Source organism: Neorhizobium sp. BT27B, assembly GCF_050455485.1.
In the GTDB taxonomy this organism is placed as follows: domain Bacteria; phylum Pseudomonadota; class Alphaproteobacteria; order Rhizobiales; family Rhizobiaceae; genus Neorhizobium.
In genome coordinates this window covers 260,717-284,959 of the sequence record NZ_JBCIYT010000007.1, presented here as the reverse complement: position 1 = coordinate 284,959, position 24,243 = coordinate 260,717, and the positions used below count along the sequence as shown (strand labels likewise).

Annotated in this window: 18 protein-coding genes and 1 pseudogene; 8 read left to right on the top strand and 11 right to left on the bottom strand. The window is 61.1% G+C overall.

What is annotated here, in order from left to right; all coding sequences use genetic code 11:
- Positions 1-144: 144 nt before the first annotated feature.
- Positions 145-8,494, top strand: a pseudogene (locus AAIH70_RS20325) (GH36-type glycosyl hydrolase domain-containing protein); the annotation flags it as partial.
- 538 nt (positions 8,495-9,032) lie between these two features.
- On the opposite strand, the gene AAIH70_RS20320 reads toward AAIH70_RS20325, so the two are convergent.
- Together AAIH70_RS20320 and AAIH70_RS20315 are read right to left on the bottom strand one after the other, a co-directional pair.
- The gene (locus tag AAIH70_RS20320; protein ID WP_132277489.1) at positions 9,033-9,434 is read right to left on the bottom strand and encodes an endonuclease domain-containing protein; all 402 of its coding nucleotides are present in this window, start codon (positions 9,432-9,434) and stop codon (positions 9,033-9,035) included.
- A gap of 210 nt (positions 9,435-9,644) precedes the next feature.
- Positions 9,645-11,441, bottom strand: a complete 1,797-nt coding sequence (locus AAIH70_RS20315; RefSeq protein WP_165932081.1) for a glucan ABC transporter ATP-binding protein/ permease — start codon at positions 11,439-11,441, stop codon at positions 9,645-9,647.
- A 183-nt stretch (positions 11,442-11,624) separates the two neighbouring features.
- On the opposite strand from AAIH70_RS20315, the gene AAIH70_RS20310 reads away from it, so the two are divergent.
- Together AAIH70_RS20310 and AAIH70_RS20305 are read left to right on the top strand one after the other, a co-directional pair.
- Positions 11,625-11,780: a DUF3309 family protein gene (locus AAIH70_RS20310; protein ID WP_112728864.1), complete on the top strand. Its 156-nt coding sequence runs from the start codon at positions 11,625-11,627 to the stop codon at positions 11,778-11,780.
- Between the two features lie 40 nt (positions 11,781-11,820).
- Positions 11,821-12,075, top strand: a complete 255-nt coding sequence (locus AAIH70_RS20305; protein ID WP_132277485.1) for a YMGG-like glycine zipper-containing protein — start codon at positions 11,821-11,823, stop codon at positions 12,073-12,075.
- A 72-nt stretch (positions 12,076-12,147) separates the two neighbouring features.
- Here AAIH70_RS20305 and phbB read toward each other — a convergent pair whose 3' ends face one another.
- Together phbB and AAIH70_RS20295 are read right to left on the bottom strand one after the other, a co-directional pair.
- A complete protein-coding gene (gene phbB / locus AAIH70_RS20300) occupies positions 12,148-12,873 on the bottom strand; it encodes an acetoacetyl-CoA reductase (RefSeq protein WP_132277483.1) in 726 nt (241 codons plus the stop codon).
- A gap of 44 nt (positions 12,874-12,917) precedes the next feature.
- Entirely contained in the window at positions 12,918-14,099 is a 1,182-nt protein-coding gene (locus AAIH70_RS20295) for an acetyl-CoA C-acetyltransferase (RefSeq protein WP_132277481.1), read from the bottom strand.
- 244 nt (positions 14,100-14,343) lie between these two features.
- Here AAIH70_RS20295 and phaR point away from each other — a divergent pair, with 244 nt between their 5' ends.
- Positions 14,344-14,928, top strand: coding sequence for a polyhydroxyalkanoate synthesis repressor PhaR (gene phaR / locus AAIH70_RS20290; protein WP_132277479.1), 585 nt, complete (start codon positions 14,344-14,346; stop codon positions 14,926-14,928).
- Between the two features lie 90 nt (positions 14,929-15,018).
- Here phaR and rpmF read toward each other — a convergent pair whose 3' ends face one another.
- The 3 genes from rpmF to AAIH70_RS20275 all read right to left on the bottom strand — a co-directional run bounded on the left by rpmF (position 15,019) and on the right by AAIH70_RS20275 (position 16,782).
- Positions 15,019-15,204, bottom strand: coding sequence for a 50S ribosomal protein L32 (rpmF, locus tag AAIH70_RS20285; RefSeq protein ID WP_112458846.1), 186 nt, complete (start codon positions 15,202-15,204; stop codon positions 15,019-15,021).
- Between the two features lie 162 nt (positions 15,205-15,366).
- The gene (locus AAIH70_RS20280; RefSeq protein WP_132277477.1) at positions 15,367-16,026 is read right to left on the bottom strand and encodes a glutathione S-transferase family protein; all 660 of its coding nucleotides are present in this window, start codon (positions 16,024-16,026) and stop codon (positions 15,367-15,369) included.
- Between the two features lie 75 nt (positions 16,027-16,101).
- The gene (locus AAIH70_RS20275; protein ID WP_165932085.1) at positions 16,102-16,782 is read right to left on the bottom strand and encodes a transglycosylase domain-containing protein; all 681 of its coding nucleotides are present in this window, start codon (positions 16,780-16,782) and stop codon (positions 16,102-16,104) included.
- A 215-nt stretch (positions 16,783-16,997) separates the two neighbouring features.
- Between AAIH70_RS20275 and AAIH70_RS20270 the strand changes: the two genes are divergently transcribed.
- Positions 16,998-17,924: a polyprenyl synthetase family protein gene (locus AAIH70_RS20270; protein WP_132277473.1), complete on the top strand. Its 927-nt coding sequence runs from the start codon at positions 16,998-17,000 to the stop codon at positions 17,922-17,924.
- 47 nt (positions 17,925-17,971) lie between these two features.
- The gene (locus tag AAIH70_RS20265) at positions 17,972-18,613 is read left to right on the top strand and encodes a LysE family translocator (RefSeq protein ID WP_132277471.1); all 642 of its coding nucleotides are present in this window, start codon (positions 17,972-17,974) and stop codon (positions 18,611-18,613) included.
- An 80-nt stretch (positions 18,614-18,693) separates the two neighbouring features.
- Here the strand turns inward: AAIH70_RS20265 and AAIH70_RS20260 are convergent, their stop codons facing one another.
- Together AAIH70_RS20260 and AAIH70_RS20255 are read right to left on the bottom strand one after the other, a co-directional pair.
- A complete protein-coding gene (locus AAIH70_RS20260) occupies positions 18,694-19,353 on the bottom strand; it encodes an OmpA family protein (RefSeq protein WP_132277469.1) in 660 nt (219 codons plus the stop codon).
- A 124-nt stretch (positions 19,354-19,477) separates the two neighbouring features.
- Entirely contained in the window at positions 19,478-19,954 is a 477-nt protein-coding gene (locus AAIH70_RS20255; protein WP_430035241.1) for a cupin domain-containing protein, read from the bottom strand.
- A 74-nt stretch (positions 19,955-20,028) separates the two neighbouring features.
- On the opposite strand from AAIH70_RS20255, the gene AAIH70_RS20250 reads away from it, so the two are divergent.
- Positions 20,029-20,628 carry a TetR/AcrR family transcriptional regulator gene (locus AAIH70_RS20250; protein WP_132277465.1) on the top strand — a complete coding sequence of 200 codons (600 nt, stop codon included), beginning with the start codon at positions 20,029-20,031 and terminating at the stop codon, positions 20,626-20,628.
- 33 nt (positions 20,629-20,661) lie between these two features.
- Here AAIH70_RS20250 and ispG read toward each other — a convergent pair whose 3' ends face one another.
- Together ispG and AAIH70_RS20240 are read right to left on the bottom strand one after the other, a co-directional pair.
- Positions 20,662-21,912: a flavodoxin-dependent (E)-4-hydroxy-3-methylbut-2-enyl-diphosphate synthase gene (ispG, locus tag AAIH70_RS20245; RefSeq protein ID WP_132277463.1), complete on the bottom strand. Its 1,251-nt coding sequence runs from the start codon at positions 21,910-21,912 to the stop codon at positions 20,662-20,664.
- A 118-nt stretch (positions 21,913-22,030) separates the two neighbouring features.
- The gene (locus AAIH70_RS20240; RefSeq protein WP_132277461.1) at positions 22,031-23,221 is read right to left on the bottom strand and encodes an MFS transporter; all 1,191 of its coding nucleotides are present in this window, start codon (positions 23,219-23,221) and stop codon (positions 22,031-22,033) included.
- Positions 23,222-23,335: 114 nt separating this feature from the next.
- Here AAIH70_RS20240 and AAIH70_RS20235 point away from each other — a divergent pair, with 114 nt between their 5' ends.
- Positions 23,336-24,235, top strand: coding sequence for a DMT family transporter (locus AAIH70_RS20235; protein WP_132277459.1), 900 nt, complete (start codon positions 23,336-23,338; stop codon positions 24,233-24,235).
- Positions 24,236-24,243 lie beyond the last annotated feature (8 nt).

Here is a 24,243-nt window from a genome sequence, read left to right as displayed (position 1 = left end):
CCCCTATCTCCTCCGTGCTCGCAGCGTCGTTCGGATGATGTCCGGATGATGCCTGCAGCGAAATGACAGATGGGGCCGCCGGACCCTTTTGATCCGGCAGAGCGCCAATCCCGACGACGACATTCCTCTTTCAGAAGCCGAGACATGTCCTTTCATAATACCCCGACCGCCCCTCGCGAAACCGATACCAGACAGATCGACCATAACGAGGCGATCCGCTCCACCTATCTGACGATAGAGGAGCTGCGCGAATGCGGGGAAGCGCTGGCGCGCGACGGAACGCAGACCCTGCCCGGTTTGATGGAGTTCTCCTTCCGCGAGCGCCATCGCGAGAACGAGGCGGAGATCCTGAAAGTCTACCGCCAGACCGCGAAGGACGTGGATGCCGGGGCGACGATCACGCCGGCCGCCGAATGGCTGATCGATAACCACTACATCGTCGAGGAAGCCATTCAGGAAGTCCGCCGTGACTTCCCGAAGAAATTCTATCGCCAGCTGCCGACGATGAAGGTCGGCAATATGGAGCTGCCGCGCGTTCTGGTCATGGCATGGCTCTATGTCGGCCACACCCACAGCACCGTTTCGCGCGAAAAGCTCACCGCTATCACCGAAGGTTTTCAGGTCCATCAGCCGCTGCAGATCGGCGAGCTCTGGGCGCTGCCATCCTTCCTGCGTTTCGTGCTGGTTGAAAATGCCCGCCGTATTGCGGTGCGTGTCGATCGTTCGCGTAACATGCGCCTCAAGGCCAATCAGGCTGCCGATGAAATCATCCGCCTCAATGACCCGGCTGCCAGCGCCGATCTCCTGAAGCAGCTTGAGCCGCAGACGGAAGACAACACGTTCAATACGCAATTCCTCTACCGCCTGCGCAACGCGCCGCAGAATCAGGGTTTTGCGCTGGAATGGCTGGACGAGCGCATGCGCCGCGCCGGCATGGACGCTGAAGACGTGATGATGGCGGAGCATAACCGCCTGTCATCAGGCAATGTCACGATGGGCAATATCATCAAGAGCCTGCGTGAGATCGACGATACCGAATGGAGCGTCTGGTTCGAAGAGGTCTGCCTCGTCGATCAGGTTTTCCGCGATCAGAGCGATTACCAGGTTCTCGATTTCGGTTCGCGCAACTCCTACCGCAACCGTGTCGAAAAGCTTGCCCGCAAGACCAAGAAGTCGGAAATCGATGTCGCCAAGGCAGCCATCCGGCTGGCCGAGGAAGCGGCAAATGCGCCTGACGCCGATCCGCACAAGGCCAATGTCGGCGCCTTCCTTGTCGGCATGTATAACGAGGATCTGGAAAAGGCGATCGGCTACAAGCGCGATCCCTGGCAGTCCTTCCTTGCCAGGGTGCAGGGCATGCGCTGGCTCTCCGTTGCCGGCCCGGTCCTGCTGCTGACCGCACTGGTTCTCGGCATTGTCGGTTATTTCCTTGGCGCCGCCGGCATGTCCTGGCCGGTCATTCTGCTTTTCCTCGTCATGTTTGCACTGCCGGCATCGGAAGGTGCCACCGGTCTCTTCAACACGCTGGTCACCTATGTGGTGAAGCCCGCGCGTCTGGTCGGTTACGAATTCAAGGCCGGCGTGCCGGAAGATGCCCGCACGCTCGTCGTTGTGCCGTGCCTCATCAACAACCGCGATACGGTCGATGAACTCGTCCGCAATCTCGAAGTCCATTACCTCGCCAATCCGCGCGGCGAAGTCTATTTTGCGCTGCTCAGCGACTGGCGCGACGCCCAGGTCGAGGAAGCCGAAGGCGATCTCGAAGTTCTGGAATATGCCAAGCGCGAAGTCGCCAACCTTTCCGCCCGTTACGCCTTCGATGGAGGCACGCGCTTCTTCCTGCTGCATCGCCGCCGCCTCTATAATCCGTCGGAAGGCGCATGGATGGGCTGGGAGCGCAAGCGCGGCAAGCTGCATGAATTGAACATGCTGCTGCGTGGCGACAAGGACACGACCTATATGGCCGGCGCCAATACCGTGCCGGAAAACGTCCAGTACGTGATGACGCTCGATGCCGATACGCGCCTGATGCGCGACGCCGTCACCAAGCTGGTCGGCAAGGCGCATCACCCGATGAACCGCCCGGTTCACGATCCGCGCACCGGCCGCGTCGTGCAGGGTTACGGCCTTCTGCAGCCGCGCGTTACCCCGTCGCTGACGACCGGCAAGGATGCTTCTGTCTTCCAGCGCATCTATTCCGCAAGCCGCGGCGTCGATCCTTATGTCTTCACCGTTTCCGACGTTTATCAGGACCTGACCGGCGAAGGTTCCTTCACCGGCAAGGGCCTCTATCACGTCGATGCATTCGAACACGCGCTGCGTGGCCGTATCGATGAAAACGCCGTTCTCAGCCACGACCTTCTCGAAGGTTCGTTCTCGCGCTGCGCCTTGATCACCGACGTTGAACTGGTCGAGGATTTCCCGACCCGTTACGAGGTCGAAGTGTCGCGTCAGCATCGTTGGGCGCGTGGCGATTGGCAGCTCATCCCTTACATCCTCGATCCGGCCCGTGGCGTCACCGCGCTCGGCCGCTGGAAGATGATCGACAACCTGCGCCGCTCGCTCACCCCGATCGCCTGGTTCTTCGCTTCCGTCCTCGGCTGGTATTTCATGTCGCCGCTCGGCGCCCTGATCTGGCAGATCCTGCTGATCTTCATGCTGTTCGTCGCACCGACCCTGTCGCTGATCCGCGGCATCGTACCGGGCTCGACCGATATTGTGCCGCGTGCGCATTTCCATTCCTTGTGGACGGATGTGCGCGACGCCAATGCGCAGGTCGCGCTGCGCATTGTCTTCATCGCCGATTCGGCCTGCATGATGACCGATGCCATCGTGCGTTCGCTCTACCGCCTGTTCGTCAGCCGCAAGCTGATGCTGGAATGGCGCACCGCCGCCTCCATCCAGGGCGCCGCACAGGGCAGCCCGCTCGATTATTACCGGCAGATGTGGCACGCCCCCGTGGTGGCGCTGCTGGCGCTGTTCCTTGCGGCGCTGCCGGAAGATAACGCGTTCCTTATCGGCCTGCCCTTCGTCACCCTCTGGGTGCTATCGCCTCTGGTCGCATGGTATGTCAGCCAGTCGGCCGAAACCGAAGACCGCCTGTTCGTGCCCGAGCCGGTTGCCGTCGAACTGCGCAAGATCTCGCGCCGCACCTGGCGGTATTACGAGACCTTTGTGACCGAAGAGCAGAATTTCCTGCCGCCGGACAATTTTCAGGAGCGTCCGGAACCGATCATTGCCAAGCGCACGTCGCCCACCAATATTGGCGTCTATCTCCTCTCCACCGTTTCGGCCCGCCATTTCGGCTGGATCAGCTTCAGCGAGACCGTCGAGCGTATCGAAAACACGCTCGCCACCGTCGAGAAGATGGACAAGCATCGCGGCCATCTGTTCAACTGGTATTATACCGACACGTTGAAGACGCTTGGCGCCCGTTATGTCTCTACCGTCGACAGCGGCAACCTTGCCGGTCACCTGATCGCCATTTCGTCGGCTTGCCGCGAATGGGCCGAAGCCCCGTCCGCGCATCTTCAGGGCAATCTCGATGGCATCGGCGACGTCGCCGGTATCTTGAGCGAAAACCTGAAGGCCCTGCCGGACGATCGCAAGACCGTGCGTCCGCTGCGCCGTCGTCTGGAAGAGCGTATCGCCGGTTTTGCCAGCGCGCTGGCCGCCGTCAAGCGCGAGCACGAATTCGCCTCGATCCGCATCATCAACCTGTCCGTGCTTGCGCGTGACATCCAGAAGCTTGCCGTCAATCTCGATCATGAGGTCGGATCAACGCAGTCGGGCGAAGTGGTGCGCTGGACGGAATATCTGGTCGCTGCCTGCGAAGCCCATATCGCCGACACGACCTTCGATCATTCGACGCTGGAACTGATGCGCAAGCGCCTCGCCGTTTTGCGCGACAAGGCCCGCTCGCTCGCCTTCTCTATGGATTTCACCTTCCTCTACAACAAGGACCGTCGTCTTCTATCGATCGGTTACCGTGCCGAGGAAAACGAACTCGACGAAGCCTGCTACGACCTTCTGGCGTCGGAATGCCGCCTCACCAGCCTGTTCGCCATCGCCAAGGGTGACCTGCCGACCGAACACTGGTACCGCCTCGGCCGTCAGGTCGTGCCGATCGGTTCGCGTGGTGCGCTGATCTCGTGGTCGGGTTCGATGTTCGAATACCTGATGCCGCCGCTCGTCATGCAGGAGCGTCAGGGTGGCATTCTCAACCAGACCAACAACCTGATCGTTCTCGAACAGATGAACCACGGTCGCCGTCTGGGTATTCCGTGGGGCATTTCGGAAGCGGCCTTCAATGCCCGCGACCATCAGCTGAACTATCAGTACACCAATTTCGGCGTGCCTTCGCTCGGCCTTAAACGTGGTCTCGGCCAGAACGCCGTCATCGCGCCTTACGCCTCGATCCTCGCCAGCCAGTATGCTCCGCATGCGGCGCTGGAGAACCTCGAAAAGCTGCGCGCCGTCGGTGCGCTCGGCAAATACGGTTTTCACGATGCCGTCGATTTCACGCCGACCCGCGTGCCGGAAGGCAAGCGTTGTGCAGTGGTCTACAACTATTATGCACACCACCATGGCATGTCGATCGCGGCCATTGCCAACGTCGTTTTCAATGGTCGCCTGCGCGAGCTCTTCCACGCCGATCCGGTGATCGAAGCCGCCGAACTGCTGCTACAGGAAAAGGCACCGCGCGAAGTGCCGGTCATGAGCGCCAAGCACGAAGAGACCCCCGGCAGCGGCCAGGGCGAACTGTTGCGCTCGGAGATCCGCACCATCACCGATCCGGCCGTGCAGGATCGCCAGCTGGTGTTCCTCTCCAACGGTCACTATTCGACCATGCTGACGGCAACCGGTACCGGTTACGCCACCTGGAACGGCCTGTCCGTTTCCCGCTGGAAGCCCGATGCCACCGAGGATCGCTGGGGCCAGTTCCTCTTCCTGCGCGACACTGCCACCAATCAGTGGTGGTCGACGACCGCGGAACCGCGCCGTATCGAAGGCGAGGAAACCAAGGCCATCTTCGGTGACGAAAAGGCCGAATTCCACAAGACGGTCGGCACGCTGACCAGCACGGTCGAATGCATCGTCGCCACCGAGCACGATGCCGAAGGCCGCCGCCTGACGCTGCTCAACACCGGCACCGAAGACCGCTACATCGAAGTGACGTCCTATCTCGAACCGGTCATCGCCCACGACAATGACGACAGCGCCCATCCGGTGTTCTCGCGCATGTTCGTGAAGACCGAGATCGGCCGTCGTGGCGATGTCATCCGTGCAACGCGCAACAAGCGTTCATCGGGCGATGCCTCGATGTGGGTGGCGCATCTTGCCGCCGACAATGCCGGCTCGTCGCGTCCGACCGAATTCGAAACCGACCGTCGCCGCTTCCTCGGCCGTGGTCGCAACCTGTCGGAAGCCGCCGCTTTCGATCAGGATGCGACGCTTTCGGGCACGGACGGTTTCACCCTCGATCCGATCATGTCGCTGCGCCGCGTCGTGCGCGTGCCGGCCGGCAAGAAGGCAACGGTGATCTTCTGGACCATCGCGGCCCCGATCCGCGAGGAACTCGACGTTGCGATCGAGCGCTATCGCCATGCCGATGCCTTCGGTCACGAACTGACACAGGCCTGGACCCGCGTTCAGGTGCAGATGCGCCATATCGGCATCAACTCGCAGCAGGCCGCTGCCTTCCAGCAGATCGGCCGTTACCTTGTCTATCCGGACATGAACCTGCGCGCCGATACCGCCACGCTGGAAACCGGCCTTGGCCGCCAGTCCATGTTGTGGGCGCAGTCGATCTCGGGCGATCACCCGATCCTGACCCTGCGCATCAATGACGAAATGGACATGGAAGTCGCCAAGGAAGCGTTTTCCGCGCAGGAATATCTGCGGTCGCGCGGCCTCACGCTCGATCTGGTCATCGTCAACGAAAAACCTGCCTCCTATGCGCAGGACATGCAACACGCCATCGACCAGCTCAGCGAAAACATCCGCAAGCTCGGGCAGACCGAAGGTGCCCGCGAACACGTCTTCTCGCTGCGTCGGGACCTGATGGACGAAGAAACCTGGGCAGCGCTGATTGCCGCCTCCCGCGTCGTTCTTCACGCCCGCAACGGCAAGATCATCGATCAGGTCACCCGCGCTGCAGCCCTGACGCCGACTTCGGCCACGGCCGACGCCAACCGTCAGACCCTGCTGTCGGCTGAAAACTTTGCAGCACCCGTTGCCGGTGAAGCACCAGCCGATCTCGATTTCTGGAACGGTTTCGGCGGTTTCTCCAAGGATGGTTCGGAATATGTCGTGCGTCTCAACGGTGGCGGCACAACGCCGCAGCCGTGGATCAACGTCATCTCCAACGAGAATTTCGGTTTCCACGTGTCGGCTGAAGGTGCCGGGTATACCTGGAGCCAGAACTCGCGTGACTACCAGCTGACGCCGTGGAGCAATGACATGGTCGTCAACCGCTCGGGCGAAGGTTTCTACCTGACCGACCTCGACAGCGGCATGATCCACACGCCGTTTGCCGGCCTGTCGCGTCGCCCGGCAACGAAGTTCGAAGCCCGCCACGGCCTCGGTTATTCGGTCTTCTCGGCCGATGACGAAAGCCTGAAGATCGAGCTCACCCAGACGGTCGACCGCACGCGGCCGATCAAACTGTCGTCGATGAAGATCCGCAACTCCGGTTCGGAAACCCGTCGCCTGCGTGTCTATGGTTATGTCGAATGGGTGCTGGGTTATAACGTCAAGCGCACGGCACCGTTCATCCTCTCTGCCCGCGACGAGGAAAGCGGCGCGCTGTTCGCCACCAACCGCTTCAGCAACGATTTCCAGCGCACGGCCTTCTTCGCGTCGAGCGAAACCCCGTCCGGCTTCACCACCAGCCGCCGCGAATTTGTCGGCCGTCATGGCTCGGTGGCGCTGCCATCGGCCGTCGTTGCAGGTGCTACCCTCAGTAGCGCCATGGAACTGGATGGCGATCCGTGTGCGGCTCTCGCATGGGATGTCGAGATCGCGCCGGGTGAAGAAAAGATCGTCACCTACGCGCTCGGCGATGCCGCTACCCGCGAGGAAGCTGCAGGTTACGCCTCGGATATCCGTGACGAAGTCTTTGCCGACATTCTGGCGAAAAACCGTGCCTTCTGGCAGGAATTCACCGGCCGTCTGCAGATTTCGACGCCGGACAAGGCGTTGAACAACATGGTCAATCACTGGCTGCCCTATCAGGCGCTGGGATGCCGGATCATGGCCCGCACGGCCTTCTACCAGTCGAGCGGTGCCTATGGCTTCCGTGACCAGTTGCAGGATACGCTGGCCTTCCTCGTGCACGAACCGTCTCTCGCTCGCAGGCAGATCATCAATGCCGCCTCGCGCCAGTTCAAGGAAGGCGACGTGCAGCATTGGTGGCTTCCGGCCACCGGCGCCGGCGTGCGCACCAATATTGCCGATGACGTGGTCTGGCTCGCTTATGCCGCCAACCAGTACATCACCGCCACCGGCGACAAGAGCCTGCTGGACGAGGAACTGCCGTTCCTCACCGGTCAGGCGCTCGCCCCCGGCCAGCACGACATCTTCTTCGAGCCGGGTGTGACGGAAGAAAAGGTCAGCCTCTACGAACATGCCGCCATCGCACTCGATCTTGCCATTGAGCGCACCGGTTCGAACGGCCTGCCGTTGATCCTCGGTGGCGACTGGAACGACGGCATGAACCGCGTCGGCTCGGGCGGCAAGGGCACCAGTGTCTGGCTCGGCTGGTTCCTCGCCAGCGCACTGCGCAGCTTTGTTACCGTTGCCGAAGAGCGTGGCGACAAGGTGCGTGCAAAACGCTGGACGGCACATCTTGCCTCGCTGAAACAGGCGCTGGAAACGGCGGGCTGGGACGGCACCTATTATCGTCGTGGTTATTTCGACGATGGTGGCCCGCTCGGTTCTTCGGAAAACCTCGAATGCAGCATCGACAGCCTCGGCCAGTCGTGGAGCGTGCTGTCGGGCGAGGGCGATCCAGAACGATCGAAACAGGCCATGGATGCGGTCGTCGAAAAGCTGATCGACGAACAGGCCGGTATCATCCGCCTGTTCACGCCGGCCTTCGTCAACACGCCGCAGGATCCGGGTTACATCAAATCCTATCCGCCGGGCGTGCGTGAAAACGGTGGCCAGTACACTCACGCTGCCATCTGGGTGGTGCTGGCGCTGGCAGCGCAGGGCCGCAATGAGGATGCCTGGAAGGCTTTCCAGATCCTCAACCCGGTCAACCACGCGCTGACACCCGACGCAGCCGAACAGTACCGCGTCGAGCCTTATGTCATCGCTGCAGACGTTTATGGCGTTGGCGAGTTGACGGGTCGTGGCGGCTGGACCTGGTACACCGGTTCCGCAGGCTGGCTCTACCGTGCTGCTATCGAGGGCATTCTCGGCATCAAGCGCGAGGGTGGCCGTCTTCAGGTCAACCCGGTCATCCCGGCCGAATGGGACGGTTTCGAACTGGACCTGACGCTGCCGGAAGGCACGTTCAAGGTTGCGGCCAAGCGGGTTGCCGGTGGTGATCTGGTGGTGACCGTCAATGGCGCTGCACTTGATGCAGCGGGTGGGGCGGTTTTGGGCGGTGGTGCGCCGGTTATTGCTTCCACGGCTGTTGCGGAAAAGCCTGCCAGGGTCGCCGCTGCAAAGCCTGTCCGTGTTGCCAAGCCGGCGGTTGAAGAAGCGGCGACGGAAAAGCCTGCCAAGGTGACAAAGCCAAGGGCACGCAAGAAGACAGAGGAATGATCCTGTCTTTCTGCTGATGTTATGAAAAACCCGCTCTCCGGCTGGAGGGCGGGTTTTCTGTTGGGGGAGAGTGTGCCCCTCATCCGGCTGCCGCCGCCTTCTCCCCGTCATGACGGGGAGAAGGGATATGCCGCACTACCGTTGCCTCAAGCGCCGATGGCGAGCATGGCACGTCCCCTCTCCCCGTTCTTACGGTGAGAGGGTTAGGGTGAGGGGCAACCTCCAAGCCATCTGGCTTGTTTGGTGAACAGAAAACTTCAGCCTATCCGCCACGGAATGAAACGCATCTCGGCAGTTTCGACTGCTTCCAACAACCGGCCATCCAGCACAGCGACAATCGTCTCCGTAACGGCCTCCGTCTCAGTCAGCACATCAACATTCCAGAACCGCAGAATGGCCCAACCCTCCTGGGTCATGACGTCATCCCGGTGCCGATCATGCGCGCTACCGGAATGCTGGCTGCCATCGACCTCCACGACCAGATGCGCTTCCCGGCACGCAAAATCGGCAAAATACCTGCCAATGGGAAATTGCCGCATGAGCTTGACGCCGTTGAGTTGCCGATTGCGTAATTCATTCCATAGCTTCGCTTCGGCATCATTATCGGTTTGCCGAAGCGATCGTGCGCGTTTGGTTGTGGGTTGATCGGGACCGCGCATCAACGCTTCATCCGTTGGCAATCAACGGTAAAATCCCAAGCTTTCTGAGCTTCAGCAAGTGCGAGATTTTGGTGCGTGTGGCTGCCCCTCATCCGGCTCGCTGTCGCTCCGCCACCTTCTCCCCGTGAGCGGGGAAAAGGGATATGCCGCACCCCACACAAAAATGCCCGCCAAGAAGGGCGGGCATCAAAATAGCTTGTCAGGAAAAACTCACTCCGCAGCGGTTTTGGTGTCGTCCGTCAGAAGCCCGCTGGTCTTCAGCAGCGAGGCGAAACGGCCGCCCTTGTCGCTGAGTTCGTCGAACGTACCCATTTCGGCAATGCGGCCCTGTTCGAGGAAGATGACCTTGTCGGCGTCGCGCACGGTCGAAAGCCGGTGGGCGATGATGAAGGTGGTGCGGTTCTCGCGCAGCCGGTCGATCGCATCCTTCACCCGCGCTTCTGTTTCCACGTCGAGCGCGCTGGTCGCCTCGTCCAGCACCAGGATGGGCGCATTCTTGAGGATGGCGCGGGCGATGGCGATACGCTGGCGTTCGCCACCCGAAAGGCGGTTGCCGCGTTCGCCGACCGAGGTGTCGAAACCGGTTAGGCGGGTCTGGATGAAATCGGCAGCGGCAGCCGCTTCTGCGGCCGCAATGATTTCCTCGTCGGTCGCACCCTCGCGTCCAAGCCGGATGTTCTCGCTGATCGAACGGTTGAGCAGGCCGGCATCCTGAAACACTGTGGCGATCGAGTTGCGCAGCGATTTGCGGGTCACGGTCGAGATATCGGCGCCGTCGACAAAAATCTTGCCATTATCCGGCTCGTAGACGCGCTGCAGCAGATTGACCAGCGTCGTTTTGCCGGCGCCGGTCGGGCCGACGATGGCGACCGTCTCGCCGGCATTGGCGACGAAGGACACATCGTGCACGCCCTGCGCCGAGCCGCCGAAGGAAAAATCGACGTTGCGGAATTCGACCTTGCCCCGCACCTGACCGAGTTCGGCAAGGCCGGCGGGTTCTTCGCGTTCCTCGACAGAATCCTCCAGCACGAAAAAGTCGTCCAGCTTGGCACGGGCTTCAAAGATCTGGGTGGCGAACTGGCGCAGCAGGTCGAGGCGGCCGATCAGCAGGTTGGCGAAGCCGATAAAGGCGATGACGTCACCGATCTTCAATTCGCCCTTCTGTACCAGCGCCGTACCGATAACGAGGATGATGCCCATAGACACGGTAGAGGCGGTGCGGTTCAGCGCGCCGGCCAGCGCCCACCAGTCGAGAACCGGGTACTGGGCGGCCAGAAGGTTTTTCGTATAGTCGCGCAGCGCCCGCGTTTCCTGCTCGATGCGGTTGTAGCTATGCACGACCGAAACGTTGCTGATCGAATCGCTGACGTGGGAAAAGACATTGTGATAATGGCTTTCCACGGAGGCCTGACCCTCCTTGGTGCGCTTCATCACCATGCGGCCGATGAACCAGTAGACGATGCTGAGCGCAAACAGCACGAGGCTGAGGCGCCAGTCCATCGAGATGGCGGTCGGGATGAGCAGGGCCACGGCAACGGCAGTCGCCAGATGGGTGCGCATGAATTCCAGCCACAGGCCGAACAGCGTTTCAGCGGCGCGCAGAAGCGTGTGCAGGGCATTGGATGTGCCGCGCTTGTGATGCCAGGACAGCGGCATGGAAATGATGCGGCCAAAGGCTTCCGTCAGCAGCGTGGCGCGACGTCCATGTGCCAGCCGGTCGGCCTCGCGGGCAACCAGAACATAGGCGATGGTGTTGAACAGGCCAAAGCCCGCCCACATCAAAAGGATCGGCGTTACCGGGCTGTTGGAGGAGATCGCGTCGACGATCCGGCCGAACAGGATCGGCTCGATGATGGTCACGGCGGCGAGCACGATGTTGGCGATCACAACGACCGTCACCTTCACCTTGTTGGCTCCAAGGTATTTCAGTGCTCTCCAATAGATCTGCAGCAGGCTCAATGCGTCATCCTCTGATGAAATTTCATGCTTTTTTAGTGCGGCCAACATGTATCGGCGCTGAACGGCTCAGATAGCGCAGTCGGCGTCCGATACCAGTCGGTGGGGCCGGATGAGCCGAAAACGTATTCATGAAGCGTTCATGCGGATTGAATCAGAAGTTCGTGGAACAAAGTGATAGTCTTCACGTTGTCGCGGTCACAAAGCAAACATAATTTGTGTCGGAGAACTTCAATGCTTGGTACGATCCTGCTCGTTGTCCTTATCCTGCTTCTGATTGGTGCCCTTCCGAACTGGGGTCACAGCCGTAGTTGGGGTTACGGACCGTCTGGCGGTCTGGGCCTCGTCGTTCTGATCTTGATCATTCTGCTTCTGATGGGCAGGATTTAACGAGCGGGGGACCCCGCGTCTTTTAGGGAAGGAAGTCGTTATGAAGAAAATTGTGCTCGTAGCTGCCATGGTCGGCGCTCTCGCATCCTGCACGTCCACGGAGAAGGGCACCGCAATCGGCGCAGGCTCCGGCGCGCTCATTGGTGGCGCTGTCACCAACAGCTGGGGTGGCGCAGCTGTCGGCGCAGTGGCCGGTGGTCTGGTCGGCGCTGCAATCGGCGAATCGCAGAAGCGTCAGGGCTACTGCATCTATCGCGATCGTTATGGCCGCACCTACGAAGCTCGTTGCCGCTAATCGACGGCTTGAACTTCCAGAAAACCGGCGTGGAGATGAAAACCTCCACGCCGGTTTTCTTTTGTCCTGATGTCAGGCGAAAAATTGCCCGCCATTGGCGCTGAAAGTCGCGCCGGTGATGAAGCCGGAATCATCGGATGCCAGAAACACCACGCAGCGGGCGATCTCCTCCGGCGTGCCGAGCCGGCCGATAGGGATCTGCGGAATGATTTTTTCCGCCAGCACATCCGGCGCTATCGCCATCACCATTTCCGTACCGATATAACCGGGGCAGATGGCATTGACGGTGATGTTGCGGCTCGCGCCTTCCTGCGCCAGCGCCTTGGTGAAGCCCAGATCGCCGGCCTTGGCGGCGGAATAATTCACCTGGCCCGCCTGTCCGCGCTGGCCGTTGATCGATGAAATGCTGATCACCCGGCCAAAATTCCGCTCGCGCATGCCGGGCCATACCGGATGTGTCATGTTGAAGAGGCCGGTGAGGTTGGTGGCGATCACCGCGTTCCACATGTCGGGCGTCGTCTTGTGAAACATGGCATCGCGGGTGATGCCGGCATTGTTGACCAGAACGTCGATGGGTCCGAGCAGTGCCTCCACCTCGGCAATTCCCGCCACGCAGGCATCGTAATCACGCACATCCCAGCGAAACACCGGTATGCCGGTCTTTTCGTGAAAGGCCGTCGCTCGCTCTACATTGCCGGCATAGTTGGCGGCCACGCGGTAGCCCGCCGCCTGTAATGCCACACAGATTGCCGCGCCGATCCCGCGCGTGCCTCCCGACACCAAGGCCACTCTGGTCATTCCCGGCGCCTCCCTCTCAGCCGCCACCGCTGGCGCGCTTCACATCACATCGCTTCCAGGCACATGGCGACACCCATGCCGCCGCCGATGCACAAGGTCGCCAGCCCCTTGGCAGCCTGCCGCCGCTTCATCTCGAACAGCAGCGTGTTGAGCACGCGCGCCCCGGAGGCGCCGATCGGGTGGCCGATGGCAATCGCTCCGCCATTGACGTTGACGATGGCGGGATCCCAGCCGAGTTCGCGATTGACCGCGCAGGCCTGTGCGGCGAAAGCCTCGTTGGCCTCCACCAGATCGAGGTCGGCAACCGACCATCCGGCTCTGGTGAGCGCCTTGCGTGATGCCGGGATGGGTCCGGTGCCCATGACCTGCGGATCGACGCCGGCGGTCGCCCAGGAGGCGATACGGGCCAGTGGTGTCAGGCCACGGCGAACCGCCTCGGCTTCGCTCATCAGCAGCACGGCAGCGGCGCCGTCATTGATGCCGGAGGCGTTGCCAGCCGTGACAGTGCCCTCCTTGTCGAAGGCCGGGCGCAGCTTGGCAAGACTGTCCAGTGTGGCGCCGATACGGATATATTCGTCGCTGTCGACGGTCACGTCACCCCTGCGGCTCTTGACGGTGAAGGGCACGATTTCGTCGGCAAAGCGTCCGGCCTTCTGCGCGGCTTCGGCCTTGTTCTGGGAGGCGAGGGCGAACTGATCCTGATCGTCCCGCGAAAGCTGCCACTGGCGAGCGACGTTTTCGGCGGTGATGCCCATGTGGTAGCCGTAAAACGCATCGGTCAGGCCGTCACTGATCATGGTGTCGATCATCTTCATGTCGCCCATCTTGGTGCCGCCGCGCAGGTGCGCGCAATGCGGGGCCATCGACATGGATTCCTGCCCGCCGGCCACAACGATTGCGGCATCGCCGGTGGCGATTTGCTGCATGCCGAGTGCGACGGCACGAAGCCCCGAACCGCAGAGCTGGTTGACGCCCCAGGCCGTCGTTTCCTTCGGTGTGCCCGCCTTCATCGCCGCCTGCCGCGCCGGGTTCTGGCCTTCGCCGGCGGCAAGAACCTGACCCAGAATGACCTCGTCCACCTCGCCTGCATCCACGCCGGCGCGCTCCAGCACCCCACGGATGACGGTGGCGCCGAGTTCGTGCGCGGGTACGGTCGAGAACGCGCCGTTAAAGGCACCGACGGCGGTGCGCGCAGCTGACACGATCACGATCGAAGGCAGGCTCATGGGATATCTCCTCAGCTATCGGCATGGTTTTGGCGAGACTGGCAAAGCTCATGCGCCAAGTCAAACGGCTTCGCGCCTTCACGGTGAAACGCCTGTCCTGCTGATATGCCCGCATTTTCCGAAGGGCCGCGTGTCGCCGCAGCGCACAAAAATCCATTGTCACTGCAACCGGTTTGGGCGTAGTGTTCTCGCGGGAGAGGAAACCCGCATAACAGAACGATGTTAAGGGGACGAGGAGGAGAATATGGCGAAGAATGAAGGCCAAGTTGTCATCAAGAAATATGCCAACAGACGCCTCTATAACACCGGTACCAGCACCTACGTAACGCTGGAAGATCTCGCCAAGATGGTCAAGAAGGGTGAGGAGTTCTCGGTTCAGGACGCCAAGACCGGCGAAGATATTACCCATTCAGTCCTGACGCAGATTATTTTCGAACAGGAATCGAAGACCGGCAATACGCTTCTGCCGGTATCCTTCCTGCGACAGCTGATCTCCTATTACGGCGATCAGATGCAGATGGTGGTACCCACCTTTCTCGAACATTCGATGAAGACGTTTGCCGACCAGCAGGTGCAGATGCGTGAGCACATGACGCGTACCTTCGGCGAAACGCCACTGACGAAAAACCTGCAGGCACCGATGCAGATGATGGAAGAGCAGGTGCGCCGCAATACGGAAATGTTCCGTCAGGCGGTGCAGATGTTCACGCCGTTCACGGCGCAGGCGGAAGCGCCGCGCGAACCGCGCAAACCTGCCGATGCAAAGGATCTCGACGAGCTGAAGGAACAGCTGCGCTCGCTGCAGACGCGTCTGGACAGCATGACATGATCTGTCCTTGAGCTTTCTTCGGCAAACACAGACAACAAAAAAGCCCGGTCGCGAGACCGGGCTTTTTTGAATGACTTCCGTCAAAAGCGCTTATGCGCTTTCCTTCGGCGTCAGAACCTGGCGACCGCGGTACATGCCGGTCTTCAGGTCGATGTGGTGCGGACGGCGAAGTTCGCCGGAGTTCTTGTCCTCGACGAATGTCGGGGTTGCGAGCGCGTCAGCAGAGCGGCGCATACCGCGCTTGGACCGGCTAACTTTTCTCTTCGGTACTGCCATTTTAAGTACTCCAATTGACGTGCAGACTATGATCCCCGGCCGAGAATTCAGGCCGAATGGACATGTCTGGAACTCGGAAATTTGGCCGGCTTATACATGCGGTATCGGCCTTTGACCAGTCCCTACCGGCATTTTCGAGTCGATTTTTGAGAATCACCTGAATCAGGCTTCGTCCTCGGCAACGATCCAGCTTTCCGCCTTGGCCGCCGTCTCCCAGCTCTGCCATGCGGGCGTTGCTTTCATCGCATCCATATAGGCTTGGGCATCGGCGTCAACAGCGATGTCATAGACGTCGAGGCGGTTGACGACAGGTGCGTACATGGCGTCGGCGGCGGAGAAGGCGCCGAACAGGAAGGGACCGCCGGAACGCTCGCGCATCTCGCGCCAGATCGTGGTGATGCGTGTCACATCGTCCTTGACGGCGCTGGCGGTCGCGGCATCGAAATCGAGTGCGGCGCGGGGGCGGCGCATGTTCATCGGGCAGGCGTTGCGCAGGCCACGGAAGCCGGCGATCATCTCCAGCGAGATGGCGCGGGCCATTGCCCGGTCACCGGGATCTTCCGGCCAGAAATGCTTTTCGGGAAAGAGTTCGGCGACATATTCGATGATTGCCAGTGATTCCCAGATGCGCAGCCTGCCGTGGTGCAGGACGGGCAGTTTGGCTGACGGCGAGATTTCGGCAAATCGCGGGTTTCCAGCCGGGAAATCAAACGGGATCAGCACTTCCTCGAACGGCACGTCAAAGGCCGTGAGTGCAATCCACGGGCGAAAGGACCAGGAGGAATAGTTCTTGTTGCCGATATAAAGCGTCAGCGCGTCCATGCTCGGATCTCCCGTTTGCCACAGGTCCGCAACCTAGCCGTAGGTTGTATTGGTGACCAATGAAATTCGGGAAACCTATCGATAAAGACAGGTGATGTAATCGCCTGCACCCTGTGCCCGGCGCTCGACGAGGGACGCGAGGCGCTGCATGCCGCGGCCGGGCTTGCTGGCGACGCGGGTGATCGGATTGGGGAGCGAGACGGCGAGCAGGGCTGCCTGACGGCGGTTGAGTTTCGACGCCGAGGTTTTGAAATGTCGCTGAGCGGCGGCACCGGCGCCATAGGTCTGCGGCCCCATTTCGGCGACGTTCAGATAGATTTCCATCATCCGCTCTTTCGACCAGACGAAATCGGCCCATAGGGCAAGCGGCAGCTCCAGTCCCTTGCGCAGGAAGGAGCGGCCGTTCCACAGGAACAGGTTTTTCACCGTCTGCATGGGGATCGTACTGGCGCCGCGGGTGGATTCACCGTCCAGCGCATCCTGCACGACGCCACGCATCTGGTTCCAGTCGACACCGCCATGGGCGCAGAACTGGCCATCTTCGGACATCATCACCGAGCGCACCAGTGCCGGGGAAATATCCTCGAACGATGTCCATTGCCGGTCATATCCACGCAACAGCGCCAGATCGGCGATCATCAGCGTCGAGATCGGTCGGATGAACGGGATGGCGTAGAGAACGACGAGAAAATAGGGGAGGATCAGAAGTACCGCGATGGTGAGAACCACACGCCGGACAATCGGGTTGGAAAGCATCCGCCTGTGACGGGATCGCGCCACGGGCTGCTCCTCTTCCGTATTATGCTGCTCGGCCGGGCTTATGTCCAAGATCGCACTCATTTGTCGCCTCTCGCCCGTTCTAGCGTTCAAACCGGCCAAAAACCAGCCGCCTGGCCCGGTCATGCCCGTAAAACTAACGGTGATCGGAATATGACATTGCCAGCGCTTTTGCCTCATGTCAGATAGCGGCCATGACGACAGAAGCTAGCCCTTCCGATTACGCCTTCGAAACACGCCTGCGCGACAGCGCTGCGCAAACGCAGGCTGCCCTCGTTGCCATGCTGGACGATGCGGCCCTCAAGGACGAGACGGCACGGCCGCCGCGCCTGCTGGCAGCCATGCGCCACGGCACACTGAACGGCGGCAAGCGCCTGCGACCGTTTCTGGTGCGCGAGACTGCGGCCATGCTTGGTGGTAACGCTTCCGCGGCTCTGCGGGTCGGCGTGGCGCTGGAATGCCTGCATTGTTATTCGCTGATCCACGATGACCTGCCGGCCATGGATGACGACGATTTGCGCCGCGGCCAGCCGACGGTGCACAAGGCCTATGACGAGGCGACCGCTATCCTCGCCGGTGATGCGCTTTTGACCTACGCTTTCGATATCATCGCGGCATCGGAAACCGATCTTTCCGACAGCCAGAAGATCCAACTCGTGCTGGCGCTGTCGCGCGCCGCCGGCATGGGCGGCATGGTCGGCGGCCAGGTGCTCGACATCGAGGCGGAAAAGAGCCAGCCCAATGAAGCGGGCATTGTCACCCTTCAGGCGATGAAGACCGGCGCGCTTTTGCGGTTTGCCTGCGAGGCCGGTGCGATTGCCGCCGGCGCCAGCGAGACCGATCGGCAAACGCTGCGCACATTCGGCGAAACCATCGGGCTGGCCTTCCAGCTCGCCGACGACCTGCTCGACATCACCTCGGATGCCGCTACGCTCGGCAAGGCAACAGGCAAGGATGCCGGCCGCGGCAAAGGCACGCTAGTTGCCCTCAACGGTATGGAATGGGCGGAAAAGCGGCTGGATGCGCTGGTGGCCGAGGCCGAAAACCTGCTCTCGCCCTATGGCGAAAAGGCTGCCATATTGCGCGAGGCGGCGCGTTTCATCGCCGACCGCAAAAGCTAACGGGTTCGGATCCATCTGGCATTCCGGACTTTTCGGGAGAGGATCGCATGCCGGACGTTTTCAGCTATCTGCCCGTGATCTGGCCGGCCTATATGGCCTATCTCATTACGGTTCTCAGCCCCGGCCCGGCCAATTTCGCGATCATGGGAACAGCGATTTCGCAGGGGAGGCGAGCCGGCCTCATCATTGCGCTCGGCATTTTCTGCGGTTCGCTGACATGGGGTGTTTCGGCAGCTCTTGGTCTGGCGGCGCTGCTGCGGACCTATGCTTTCGCACTGGAAATCATCAAGATCGTCGGCGGCCTTTACCTCATCTATCTCGCCTGGAAGGCTTATAAATCTGCCCGCACGGCAGATGCGGGGCTGGTGGGCGGCGCCACTCGAACAGATTATACGGCAAGGCAGCTCTGGCTGCGCGGTTATGCCATCCACATCACTAATCCGAAGGCGATTTTCGGCTGGTTGGCAATCATGTCGCTGGGCCTTCCGGCCGATGCGCCGCCATCCATGGTTCTGCTGATGCTCGGCATCTTCAGCACATCGAGTTTTGTCATCTTCATGGGCTATGCGCTGCTGTTTTCGACGCGGCATGCGCTGCGCGTCTACAAGTCCGCCCGCCGCTGGATCGAGGGCACGATGGCGGTGTTTTACAGCATTGCCGGCATAAAGCTGCTGACCAGCCGTATCTGACACCTGCCGCATACGAAAACAGCCCCGCATTCCGGAAGAATGCGAGGCTGCGCGATGTCTGCCTGAATGGCGTCAGGCGATCAGTTCTGTTCGATCGGTGCGATCGCCACTTCGACGCGGCGGTTTTGCGCGCGGCCGTCCGGCGTGGCGTTGGAAGCCACCGGCTGCGATGGGCCAAAGCCCATGGTCGAGATGCGGCGCTGGTCGATGCCACGGCCGCCGAGATAGTTAGCGACGGAAGCGGCTCGGCGTTCCGAGAGGCCCTGGTTATGCTGCAGGCTGCCGGTGGAGTCCGTGTGGCCGTTGACGTCGATATAGGTCTTGCCGAACTTGTTGAGCACGATCGCGACCGAATCCAGCGTCCGGTAGAAGGGCGGGATGACCTGATCCTGATCGGTGGCGAAGGTGATGTTGGACGGCATGTTGAGGATGATGCGGTCGCCCTGACGGGTAACCGACACGCCGGTGCCCTGCAGCTCGCGGCGCAGTTCGGCTTCCTGATTGTCCATGTAATTGCCGATCGCACCGCCGGCGAGACCGCCGATGGCAGCGCCGATCAGCGCATTGCGGCCCTTGTTGCCGCCGCCGACCACGAGGCCGCCAAGCGCGCCAAGACCGGCACCGATGGCAGCGCCACCCGCCATGTTCGACGTCTTTTGCTCACCCGTATACGGGTCGGTGGTGGTGCAGGCGGATAGAAACGTCGCGGCAAGCGCGGCGATGGCAAACTTCTTCAGCATTCGAATCGTTGTCCCCGTCGTCTGAGATGGTTTCCCTTTACCACAAAATGCGGCGAAACGAGGAATAATGGCATTCACCTCGCCGTTGGCCACCGACGAGGATCCTGCATCACCCGCTTGAGCCTCATGCGGCCGGCGGAAGAATTTCGATGCGGTTGCGCAATCCGCTGGCAACGATTGCCGGCACGTCCGGCTGTGTCATCGGCGGAAAACTGGCATGATACAGGTCGGTTTTTTCGCCGACATCGACGAAAAAGGCTTCGTGCAGGCTGCCGGGCGAATTGATGATCAGCATGCGCGCATCGGTCTTGCCCGGATTGCGGAAGGCATGAACGGTGCCCGGCACGATATGCACGGCTTCACCCGGACCTTTGCGCTGCCATGCGCCATCCAGGAAAAATTCGTATTCGCCTTCCAGCACGTAAAAAGCTTCGTCATCCGCCTGACGGTGCATTGGCGATCCCTGGCCGGGAGCCGTGCGGTTTTCGATCAGGGTGAACCTGTCGTCGGTTGCGGCGCTGCGGATATGGAAGGTCAGCAGGTTGCCGAGAAAGTGCACGGTCATCGGGCCGGCTTCCGTTGAATTGACCCTTGAGGTCATTGTCGTCTTGTCCTCTGTTTGGTTTGTGATACGATTGCCTCTTAATGAGACTAATTTCTCATAAAGGAATTATGATGACCCGTCAAGTATTGCGCGAAGGCAAGTTCGAGAGGACCAACCAGAAGAAGAGAACGCGGGCCGAGTTGCTGAAAACGGCACGTTCGATGATCGAGCAGGGAGCTTCGTTTTCGGTGGCCGACGTGGCGGATGCCTCGGGCATTTCACGAGCCACGGCCTATCGTTATTTCTCCAAGCCGGATGACATGGTGCGCGAAGCGGCACTGGATGCGGTGGCCGAAAGTGTCCACCTGTCGGAAGATATGGCGCGCTCGGGAACGGTGGAGCAGAGGCTGGACGAAATGGTCCGCCAGATCTTTCGCATGGTCGCGGAAAACGAGAGCGTGTTTCGCGCCTTTCTGGCATCCGCCGTCACCGGTGATCAGGTCCAGCGCACGGGGCGTCGTGTGCCCTGGCTTGCGGAGGCGTTGAAACCGATCGAAACCAACCTGTCCGGGCCGGCCATGGAAAAACTGCTCGCCGGCCTCTCCTTGCTGACGGGCATAGAGGCGATGGTCGTGCTGCGCGATGTCTGCGGCGTGGATATCGAAAGGGGAGAGGAGATCGTGCGCTGGTCGGCGCAGGCCATGCTGGCAAAGGCGCTGGCGGAAGCATGAGCCCGCCAGCTTTACGAGGTGGTTCGGGACGGCTTATTCGGCGGCCGTCTTCTGACCAAAACGGTTCTCGATATACTCGATCACCAGCTTTTCGAAATCGGCGGCGATATTGGGGCCGCGCAGCGTCATCGCTTTCTTGCCGTCGATGAAGATCGGGGCGGCCGGCGTTTCGCCGGTGCCGGGCAGCGAGATGCCGATATCGGCATGTTTGCTTTCGCCGGGACCGTTGACGATGCAGCCCATGACCGCGACGTTCAGCGCCTCGACACCCGGATATTTTTCACGCCAGATCGGCATGTTCTTGCGGATGTCGTTCTGGATGTTCTGGGCGAGTTCCTGAAACACGGTCGAAGTGGTGCGACCGCAGCCGGGACACGCGGCCACGACCGGAATGAACTGGCGGAAACCCATGACCTGCAGGATTTCCTGGGCAACCTGCACTTCCTTGGTGCGATCGCCGTTCGGCTCCGGCGTCAGGGATACGCGAATGGTGTCGCCGATACCGTGCTGCAGGACGTAACCCATGGCAGCCGATGAGGCGACGATGCCCTTGGAGCCCATGCCGGCCTCGGTGAGGCCGAGATGCAGGGCATGGTTGGACCGTTCGGCCAGCATCGAATAACAGGCGATCAGATCCTGCACCTGGCTGACCTTGGCAGACAGGATTATGCGGTTGCGCGGCAGGCCGATCGATTCTGCAAGTTCGGCAGAGATCAGTGCCGACTGCACGATCGCCTCATGCATGACCTGACGGGCCGACAGCGGCGATCCCTGCTCGGAATTGCGGTCCATCAGCGTGGTCAGCAGATCCTGATCGAGCGAGCCCCAGTTGACGCCGATGCGCACCGGCTTGTCGTAGCGGATCGCCATCTCGATGATGTCGCCGAACTGCTTGTCCTTCTTGTCCTTGAAGCCGACATTGCCCGGATTAATGCGGTACTTTGCCAGTGCCTCGGCGCAGGCCGGATGGTCGGCCAGCAGCTTGTGGCCGATATAGTGAAAATCGCCGATCAAAGGCACGTCCAGGCCCAGACGCAACAGGCGCTCGCGCACTTTGGGCACGGCGGCAGCGCTTTCGTCGCGATCGACGGTGATACGCACCATTTCCGAGCCGGCCTTGAAGAGGGCCGCGACCTGCGCGACCGTCGCATCGACATCGGCCGTGTCGGTATTGGTCATGGACTGCACGACAACGGGCGCGCCGCCGCCGACGATCACGCCACCGACATCGACGGCAACAGTGGCGCGACGGGGTTTTGGATCAAAATCGATGGGTGAGGACATCAAACGTCTCGGTACTTGGCTGTTGGACCATTCAGGTGGATCATGGCATGCGCCTTGTCAACCTGCGGGCGCGTCACTTTACCTCGTTCAGCCTCTTTCGGCGAGCCTTCGTGTCGCGTCAATGATGTGCGTTATCCGCATGGCGGGCAAGCGATGAAAACGCCATGGCGATGACGATCAGCACCGAAAGTCCGACAAAAATGATGCCGAGCCCTGTGTGGCGAGCAATGAAACCGATGGCAGATGGGGCAACCAGAATGCCGGAATATCCCATCGTGGTGACGATCGACAGGCCAACGCCCGGCGCCATGCCCGGAAGGTTGCCGGCAGCGGAAAAGGCGATCGGCACGATGTTGGAAATGCCGATGCCGCACAGCGCAAAACCGATGATGGCGACGGTCGAATTGCCGGCAAAGCCGATGATCATCAGGCCGATTATGGCGATTGCGGCGCAGGTTCGCAGCGTTTTTACCGCGCCAAAACGGTCACGGATCAGGTCTCCGGCAAAACGCATCACCGCCATGGTGAGCGAGAAAGCGGCAAAGGCGAAGCCTGACAGCGTAGCCGAAGCGCCGAGTTCGTTGCGCAGGTAAAGTGCGCCCCAGTCGAGGATCGCGCCTTCCGGGATCATGCAGAACAGCGCCAGAATGCCGATCAGCCAGGGCAGGGGCGATCTTGGCAGGCCGCGCGAATGGCCTTCCTTGTGTTCGTCGGGATGCGGCGCGTCATGAAAAACCAGCGGCCATGCGGCGGCCACCATCAGGCCCGCCACCACCGTTGCCAGAACGGCATGCGCGCCGACGCCCATGTGATCGATGAGAAAACCGCCGGTGGCCGAACCGATCAGGCCGCCGAGACTCCAGAAGGCATGGCAGGACGACATGATGGCACGGCGCATGTGGCGCTCGACCGAGACGGCATTGGCGTTCATCGCCACATCCATGGCGCCGATCAGCCCGCCGAAAAGAAAGATTGCGACACCGCCCAGCCAGACATTGCCGACAAAGGTCAGATAGAGGAGACAGGGCGTCAGCAGCACGGCGGTAACGCGGCTGACGGTGCTGGAGCCGAAGCGGGCGATCTGGCTGCCGGCGATCGGCATCATCACCAGCGATCCCAGGCCGAACAGCAGGATCATGACACCGAGTTTCGCCTCATCGAGGTCGAGCCGTGTGGCGAATTCCGGAATTTTTGGCGCCCATGCGCCGATCAGAAAACCGTTCACCAGAAAGAGCAGGGCGACACCGATGCGTTCGCGGGTGATCGCAGGTCTTGCGACCCGCGCGGCGGTTTCCGATCTGGTGTCCATGTGTTCCTCCACGGGCATTCACTGCGGGCGAAGCAGAATCGCAGTTGCATTTCCACTGAAATACCCTAAAGCGCAGAGCCTGCAACCATGCGAGGCGCCGTCGGGCGTAATCCATTGAAATCCAGCACAGCCAGCGGCATTCTTTTCGTCAGCGCGTCCTATTTCGTGTTCACGCTGCACGATGCGGTGGTCAAACTTCTGGTCGCCGATGTCAGCGTCTGGCAGATCCTTTTCTTTCGCAGCATGACGATCCTGATCGCCTGCCTGATTATCGGCGGACGCGGTTTTATCGGCCGGGTGGCGCGCACGCCCGTCATGAAGCCGATGGCGTTGCGAAGCGTGATCCTGCTCGGCGCGTGGTTTGCCTATTACACGGCGGCAAAATCTCTGCAGCTCGCCGAACTCACGACGATCTATTACGCCGCGCCCGTTGTCGCGACGCTGCTCGCCATCCCGATCCTGCATGAAAAGGTGCCGCCGGTGCGCTGGGCGGCGATCATTCTCGGTTTCGTCGGGGTGCTGATTGCTGCCAATCCGGTGGGCCTGACGATCTCCGTCCCGGTCGGTCTGGCGCTGCTCGCCGCCATTCTCTGGGCGTGCGGCAGCGTGCTGTTGCGCAAGACGGCGATGAACGAATCGACGCTGGTGCAGATGACGCTCACCAACACCTTCTTCGTGCTGATGACCTGTGTGATGGCGATCTACCACTGGAAGCCGCTCGATCTTTCCAGCGGCACGTTGCTTCTGCTCGTCGGTCTGCTCGGCGGAACCGCTCAGGCGGCCCTGTTCGAAGCGATGCGGCGGGCGCCGGTGTCGGTTCTGGCGCCGTTCGAATATTCATCGCTGATCTGGGCTTTTGTGCTCGGCTACGTCATCTGGCAGGATATTCCGGCCAGCAATGTCGCGGTCGGCGCCGCGCTGATCTTCTGCGCGGGCCTGCTCATCGTGTTCTCGGAGCGGCTGGCGGCACGTCGTTATCGTCTCGGCAAGCCGGACGAGGTAACGGACGCCTGAATTTCATC

Excerpts from the sequence above, each read along its gene's own strand:
- AAIH70_RS20320 (WP_132277489.1), bottom strand. The coding sequence starts at position 9,434 with ATGCGCGGTCCCGATCAACCCACAACCAAACGCGCACGATCGCTTCGG.
- AAIH70_RS20315 (WP_165932081.1), bottom strand. The coding sequence starts at position 11,441 with ATGTTGGCCGCACTAAAAAAGCATGAAATTTCATCAGAGGATGACGCA.
- AAIH70_RS20310 (WP_112728864.1), top strand. The coding sequence starts at position 11,625 with ATGCTTGGTACGATCCTGCTCGTTGTCCTTATCCTGCTTCTGATTGGT.
- AAIH70_RS20305 (WP_132277485.1), top strand. The coding sequence starts at position 11,821 with ATGAAGAAAATTGTGCTCGTAGCTGCCATGGTCGGCGCTCTCGCATCC.
- phbB (WP_132277483.1), bottom strand. The coding sequence starts at position 12,873 with ATGACCAGAGTGGCCTTGGTGTCGGGAGGCACGCGCGGGATCGGCGCG.
- AAIH70_RS20295 (WP_132277481.1), bottom strand. The coding sequence starts at position 14,099 with ATGAGCCTGCCTTCGATCGTGATCGTGTCAGCTGCGCGCACCGCCGTC.
- phaR (WP_132277479.1), top strand. The coding sequence starts at position 14,344 with ATGGCGAAGAATGAAGGCCAAGTTGTCATCAAGAAATATGCCAACAGA.
- rpmF (WP_112458846.1), bottom strand. The coding sequence starts at position 15,204 with ATGGCAGTACCGAAGAGAAAAGTTAGCCGGTCCAAGCGCGGTATGCGC.
- AAIH70_RS20280 (WP_132277477.1), bottom strand. The coding sequence starts at position 16,026 with ATGGACGCGCTGACGCTTTATATCGGCAACAAGAACTATTCCTCCTGG.
- AAIH70_RS20275 (WP_165932085.1), bottom strand. The coding sequence starts at position 16,782 with ATGCTTTCCAACCCGATTGTCCGGCGTGTGGTTCTCACCATCGCGGTA.
- AAIH70_RS20270 (WP_132277473.1), top strand. The coding sequence starts at position 16,998 with ATGACGACAGAAGCTAGCCCTTCCGATTACGCCTTCGAAACACGCCTG.
- AAIH70_RS20265 (WP_132277471.1), top strand. The coding sequence starts at position 17,972 with ATGCCGGACGTTTTCAGCTATCTGCCCGTGATCTGGCCGGCCTATATG.
- AAIH70_RS20260 (WP_132277469.1), bottom strand. The coding sequence starts at position 19,353 with ATGCTGAAGAAGTTTGCCATCGCCGCGCTTGCCGCGACGTTTCTATCC.
- AAIH70_RS20255 (WP_430035241.1), bottom strand. The coding sequence starts at position 19,954 with ATGACCTCAAGGGTCAATTCAACGGAAGCCGGCCCGATGACCGTGCAC.
- AAIH70_RS20250 (WP_132277465.1), top strand. The coding sequence starts at position 20,029 with ATGACCCGTCAAGTATTGCGCGAAGGCAAGTTCGAGAGGACCAACCAG.
- ispG (WP_132277463.1), bottom strand. The coding sequence starts at position 21,912 with ATGTCCTCACCCATCGATTTTGATCCAAAACCCCGTCGCGCCACTGTT.
- AAIH70_RS20240 (WP_132277461.1), bottom strand. The coding sequence starts at position 23,221 with ATGGACACCAGATCGGAAACCGCCGCGCGGGTCGCAAGACCTGCGATC.